Source organism: Curtobacterium sp. B18 (assembly GCF_000333375.1).
Classification (GTDB): Bacteria; Actinomycetota; Actinomycetes; order Actinomycetales; family Microbacteriaceae; genus Curtobacterium.
Genome location: NZ_BACZ01000326.1, coordinates 1 through 6,212 on the forward strand (window position 1 = coordinate 1; position 6,212 = coordinate 6,212).

The 6,212-nt window shown below is 70.9% G+C and carries 5 protein-coding genes; all 5 read left to right on the plus strand.

The window, feature by feature from the left end; translation table 11 throughout:
• A partial coding sequence (locus I5E_RS09025; protein WP_042723725.1) for a glutamate ligase domain-containing protein occupies nucleotides 1-916 on the plus strand: 916 nt, incomplete at its 5' end.
• Nucleotides 913-2,418 (plus strand): UDP-N-acetylmuramoyl-tripeptide--D-alanyl-D-alanine ligase, encoded by a 1,506-nt coding sequence (locus I5E_RS09030; RefSeq protein ID WP_031261980.1) that lies wholly within the window; start codon nucleotides 913-915, stop codon nucleotides 2,416-2,418. The genes I5E_RS09025 and I5E_RS09030, both read left to right, overlap by 4 nt.
• On the plus strand, nucleotides 2,415-3,518 hold the full coding sequence (gene mraY / locus I5E_RS09035; protein WP_022906691.1) for a phospho-N-acetylmuramoyl-pentapeptide-transferase: 1,104 nt from the start codon (nucleotides 2,415-2,417) through the stop codon (nucleotides 3,516-3,518). Before I5E_RS09030 ends, mraY begins: the two co-directional genes overlap by 4 nt.
• Nucleotides 3,508-5,034, plus strand: coding sequence for a UDP-N-acetylmuramoyl-L-alanine--D-glutamate ligase (gene murD / locus I5E_RS09040; RefSeq protein ID WP_022906692.1), 1,527 nt, complete (start codon nucleotides 3,508-3,510; stop codon nucleotides 5,032-5,034). The genes mraY and murD overlap by 11 nt, the downstream gene beginning before the upstream one ends.
• The coding region (gene ftsW, locus I5E_RS09045) for a putative lipid II flippase FtsW (protein WP_022906693.1) at nucleotides 5,003-6,212 on the plus strand (1,210 nt) is incomplete at its 3' end. The genes murD and ftsW, both read left to right, overlap by 32 nt.

Genomic DNA, 6,212 nt, shown 5'->3' on the forward strand with positions numbered 1-6,212 from the left:
GCGAGCTCCCGCTGTTCAGCCCGAGCACGCCCGCCGCGGCGTCGTCTCGCTGGACACCGACTGGGGCCACCGCGTGGTGCAGGACTCCCGCATCCCGGTCACGACCATCACGGTCCACCCCGACGTCGAGGCCGAGTGGCACGTCGACATCGTCGAGGCGCACGCCGCCTACACCGAGTTCCGCCTGACCGGACCCGAGGGGCGTGAGCTCACCACCCGTGTGCCGCTCATCGGGTGGCACATGGCTGCGAACGCAGCGCTCGCGATCGTGATGCTCGTCGAGGGCGGGTTCGAGCTCGGTGCCATCGCGCACGCGCTCGAGACGAACCACCGCCGCTACCCGGACGAGGACGAGCGCGAGCAGCGCGACGAGCCGACGAGCGCCATCGAGTGCTACCTGCCCGGCCGCACCGAGCGCGTCTCGGGCGATCGCGGTCCGAGCGTCTACGTCGACTTCGGGCACAGCCCCGACGCCTTCGAGAACACCCTCGCCGCGGTGCGCCAGTTCACCTCCGGCAAGGTCCTCATGCTCTTCGGCGCCGACGGCGACCGCGACACCACCAAGCGTCCCGACATGGCCCGCGTGGCCGCCGCGGGGTCGGACATCCTCGTGATCACCGACCACCACCCGCGCTTCGAGGACGCCGCGTCGATCCGGAAGACCCTCGTCGACGCCGCGCGCGAGGCGTTCCCGGACCACGAGATCCACGAGGTCAGCCCGCCCGAGGCGGCGATCCGCACCGCCGTGGGCCTCGTCGGCGACGGGGACTCGATCCTCTGGGCCGGTCCCGGCCACCAGGACTACCGCGACATCCAGGGCGTCCGCACCCCGTACTCGGCACGCGACGAGGCCCGCCAGGCCCTCCGCGAGGCCGGGTGGGAGCCGAACTCCGGTCCGGCCGAGGACGCACGATGATCGCCCTGACCCTCGCCGAGATCGCGACCGCGGTCGACGGCGAGCTGATCCCCGGTGCCCAGGCGACCGACGTCGCCGACCAGGGCGACCTGGTCGTCGAGGGCTCGGTCGAGACCGACTCCCGGCTCGTCGGACCCGGCAGCGTGTTCTTCGCGCTCCCGGGCGAGGTCACGGACGGCCGCCGCTTCGTCCCCGCCGCGACCGAGGCCGGCGCCGCGCTGATCGTCACGCCGGAGCGCGTCGACACCACCGCGCCGCAGATCGTGGTCACCGACGGCTACGCGGCCCTCGCGGCGCTGGCGCACGAGGTCGTCACACGCGTCCGGATGGCAACCGCCGACCGGGTCGACGCCGACGGTCGCCCGGCACCCCTGCGGGTCGTCGGCATCACCGGCTCGAACGGCAAGACGAGCACCAAGAACATGCTGCGCACGATCCTCGAGCAGCACGGTGCGACGATCGCGCCCCAGGGATCGTTCAACAACCACGTCGGCGCACCGATCTCGATGCTCCGCATCACCGAGGACACCCGGTACCTGGTCGTCGAGATGGGCGCGAGCGGCATCGGCCACATCGCCAAGCTCGTCTCGATCGCCGAGCCGGACGTCGGTGTCGTCCTCAAGGTGGGCCTCGCGCACGCCGGCGAGTTCGGCGGGATCGAGGCGACCCAGCGCGCCAAGTCCGAGATGGTCACCGACCTGCCGGCCAGCGCGACCGCGCTCCTCAACGTCGACGACGACCGCGTCGCGTCGATGCGCGACCTGACGGCGGCGACCGTCGTGGGCTTCGGCACGTCGGCGGATGCCGACTACCGCATCACCGGCATCGAGACGGACCGCAACGGCACCCGCTTCACGCTCACCGCGCCTCCCGTCCGCCAGGAAGGCAACCCGTCTGCGGACGGACAGCCAGGAGGGACGGACCACGTCGACGTGCAGCTCGCGATCCTGGGTGAGCACCACGCGATGAACGCGTCCGCCGCGCTCACGGTCGCCCACCTGTGGGGCGTGCCCCTCGCCGACGGCGCGGCCGCGCTCGCGTCGATGACGCGCGCCGAGCGCTGGCGCATGGAGCTCCTCCCCGGCGGCCCCGACGGGGTCACCGTGATCAACGACGCGTACAACGCGTCGCCCGACTCGACCGCCGCCGCGCTGCGGACGCTCGCCCAGATCGTCCGCCCGGGGGAGCGGACCGTCGCCGTGCTCGGCGAGATGGCCGAGCTCGGCGAGTTCTCGACGGAGGAGCACGATCGCATCGGCCGGCTCGTCGTCCGTCTGGGCATCGGTCAGCTCGTGGTCGTCGGCCGCGGCGCGATGCCCATCCACCAGGCCGCCACCCTCGAGGGATCGTGGGACGGCGAGTCCGTGTTCATCGAGGACGTCGACGACGCCGTCCACGCACTGCAGGAGATGCTCCGCCCCGGCGACGTCGTCCTCGTCAAGTCCTCGAAGTCCGCCGAACTGCGATTCCTCGGCGACCGCCTCGGAGGTGTCACCGAATGATCGCCCTCCTGATCGCCGGCGCCGTGTCGCTGGTGTTCACACTGCTGCTCACGCCGCTGTTCATCAAGCTGTTCCACCGCCTCGGCTGGGGACAGTTCATCCGCGACGACGGTCCGCAGTCGCACCACACCAAGCGCGGGACCGCGACCATGGGCGGCATCGTCCTGATCATCGGCGCGGTGCTCGGCTACTTCGTCGGGCACCTGGTCGGCCGCGACTCGATCACGCTGTCCGGGCTGCTCGTGCTGTTCCTCATGGTCGGCCTCGGGTTCGTCGGGTTCATCGACGACTTCCTCAAGGTCCGCCGCCAGCGCAGCCTCGGCCTCGGCGGGTGGGCGAAGGTCCTCGGTCAGGTCATCGTCGGCGTGATCTTCGCGACCGTCGCGCTCGTCGTCCCGTCCGGCAACGGCAAGCCGCCGGCGTCGACCATGGTCTCGGCCATCCGGGACATCCCGTGGCTGGACTTCATGGCGCTCGGCACCGTGATCGGTACCGTGCTGTTCCTCGCCTGGATCGTGCTGCTCACGGTCTCGACGTCGAACGGCGTGAACGTCGCGGACGGCCTCGACGGCCTCGCCACCGGGTCGAGCATCCTCGCGATCGGCTCGTACGTGATCATCGGCTTCTGGCAGTCGAACCAGATCTGCGGCGGTGCCCGGCTCGACTCGAACACCGAGCACGCCTGCTACACCGTGACCAACCCCCTCGACCTCGCGGTCGTGGCGGCGGCGGTCTGCGGCGGCCTGATCGGCTTCCTCTGGTACAACACGTCGCCGGCGCAGATCTTCCTCGGCGACACCGGGTCGCTCGGCCTCGGCGGCGCGCTGGCGGGTCTCGCGATCCTCAGCCGCACCGAGCTCCTGCTCGTCCTCATCGGCGGCCTCTTCTTCATCGTCACCGGCTCGGTCATCCTGCAGCGGGCGTACTTCAAGATCACCCACGGCAAGCGCATCTTCCGGATGAGTCCACTGCACCACCACTTCGAGTTGAAGGGGTGGGCCGAGGTGACCGTCGTCGTCCGGTTCTGGATCATCGCCGGACTCTGCGTCGCGGCCGGCGTCGGCCTGTTCTACCTGGAGTGGATCGCCCGTGTCGGCTGACCGCCTGGCATCGCTCGACAGCTGGTACGCCGAGGGCTGGAAGGGGCTCGACGTCGCGGTCCTCGGACTCGGCGCCACCGGGTTCTCGGTCGCGGACACCCTCGTCGAGCTCGGCAGCGCCGTGACCGTCTACTCGTCGGACGCCCCTGCGGACAGCGTCGAACTGCTCGACGTGATCGGCGCGCGCTTCGTGCAGGCGCCGCTCGACACCGTGCCCGCCGCGCTCGAGGCGCAGGCGCCGGACCTCGTCGTCGTGTCGCCGGGCCTGCCGCCGCACAACCCGACCGTGCGGTGGGCCGTGGCGAACAGCGTCGTCTGGGGTGACATCGAGCTCGCCTGGCGCGTCCGCGACAAGGTCGTGCGCGGCCCGATCGCCGCACCGTGGGTGACCATCACCGGCACGAACGGCAAGACCACCACGACGCAGCTCACCACCGCGATGTTCGAGGCCGCCGGGCTGCGGGCCGTGTCCTGCGGCAACATCGGCGTGCCCGTCCTCGACGTCGTTCGGGACCCGGACGGCTTCGACGTCCTCGTGGTCGAGCTGTCCAGCCACCAGCTGCACTACATGCCGACCACCGGCGACGGCGCGGTGGTGCCCCTCGCGAGCACCTGCCTGAACATCGCCGACGACCACCTCGAGTGGCACGGCTCCGCCGAGGCCTACCGGGCCGCCAAGGCGAAGGTCTACGAGCGCACCGTGCTCGCCTGCGTCTACAACACCACCGACGACGCCACCCGGCACATGGTCGAGGAGGCCGACGTCGTCGAGGGGTGCCGTGCGGTCGGCTTCACCCCCGGCATCCCGGCACCCGGTGACGTCGGCGTGGTCGAGGACGTCCTGTGCGACCGGGCCTTCACCGACGACCGACGCAACAGCGCGCTCGAGCTCGCGACCGTCGCCGACCTCGAGGCGGCCGGGCTCGCCAGCCCGCACATGACCATGAACGTGCTCGCCGCGGCCGCACTCGCCCGTGCGGCGTCGGTCGAGCCGGCCGCGATCCGTGCCGCCGTGCAGGGGTTCCGTGCCGACCACCACCGGACCGAGCACGTCGCCACCGCCGACGGCATCACGTGGGTGGACGACTCGAAGGCCACGAACCCGCACGCGGCGACGGCGTCGCTGGCGTCGTTCGACACGGTCGTGTGGATCGTCGGGGGCCTGTTCAAGGGCGTCGACGTCGACGGACTCGTCGCGCGCTTCGGCCCCGACGTCCGTGCCGTCGTCGTGATCGGCACCGACCGGACCCCCGTGCTCGAGGCATTCGCGCGACACGCGCCCGGGGTGCCGGTGCTGCAGGTCGAGGCAGCGGACACTGATCAGGTCATGCCCGAGGCGGTCCGGCATGCCGCATCGGTCGCGAGACCGGGCGACACGGTCCTCCTCGCCCCGGCCGCGGCGTCGTTCGACCAGTTCGGCTCCTACGCGGACCGGGGGCGTCGATTCGCGGCGGCGGTCCACGAGCACCTGGGAGGAAACGCCGATGGCGACGACGGATCTTCCGAGCGGCAGTGAGACCGGGGCAGCTCCGAGCCGCCCGCACACCTCCGCCCGCCGCCACAACGGTGCGGTCGTCGCCGTCAAGAACGTCTTCGTCGCCGAGTCGAGCACCTTCTACACGATCCTCGGCGTGACGCTGTTCCTCGTCGTGTTCGGGGTCGTCATGGTGCTCTCGTCGTCGAGCGTGGAGCAGTACGCCGCGACGCACGACTTCTTCGGGGCCGCGTCCCGTCAGGGCCTCTACGCGGTGCTCGGCGTGCCGCTCATGCTCATCGCCTCCCGCCTGCCCGCGCGGTTCTGGCGGAAGTGGGCGATGTGGATCGTCGGGGTCGGCCTCGTCGTGCAGGCGCTCGTCGTCCTGACGCCGCTCGGGTACTCGATCCAGGGCAACCGGAACTGGATCCGCGTCGGGTCGTTCACCGCGCAGCCGTCCGAGATCCTGAAGCTCGCGCTCGTGCTCGGCATCGGCGCGATCATGTACGTCAAGCGCGAGAAGCTCGACGACTGGAAAGAGGTCTTCATCCCGATCGGCATCGCGTCGCTCGGGTCGATCGGCCTCGTCCTCGTCGGCGGTGACCAGGGCACCGCGATGATCATGCTCATCCTGGTGTTCGGGGCGCTCTACGTCGGGGGAGCCCGGGCGAAGCACCTGCTCGTCGGCGTGGTCGGCCTCGCCGTGCTGCTCCCGTTCGTCACGATGGCGTCGAGCTCCCGGTCGCACCGCATCAGCGCCTGGCTCTCCGGCTGCACGGACACGAGCCAGTACCAGGACCTCTGCTGGCAGCCGACCCACGGCATGTGGGCGCTTGCCTCCGGCGGCGTCTTCGGCGTCGGGCTCGGCAACTCCAAGGCGAAGTGGTCCTGGCTGCCGGAGGCGGACAACGACTACATCTTCGCGATCATCGGCGAGGAGCTCGGACTCGTCGGCGCCGTCGTCGTGCTCGCCCTCTTCGTCGTCCTCGCCGTCGGCATGATCAAGATCATCCGCCAGTCGAACGACCCCTTCGTGAAGACCGTCACCGGTGGCGTCCTCGCGTGGATCATCGGCCAGGCGCTCGTCAACATCGCCGTGGTCCTCGGCCTCCTGCCGGTCCTCGGCGTCCCCCTCCCACTCATCTCGGCCGGCGGCTCCGCGCTCATCATGACGCTCGTCGCCATCGGCGTCGTCCTGTCGTTCGCACGGGACCTCCCGG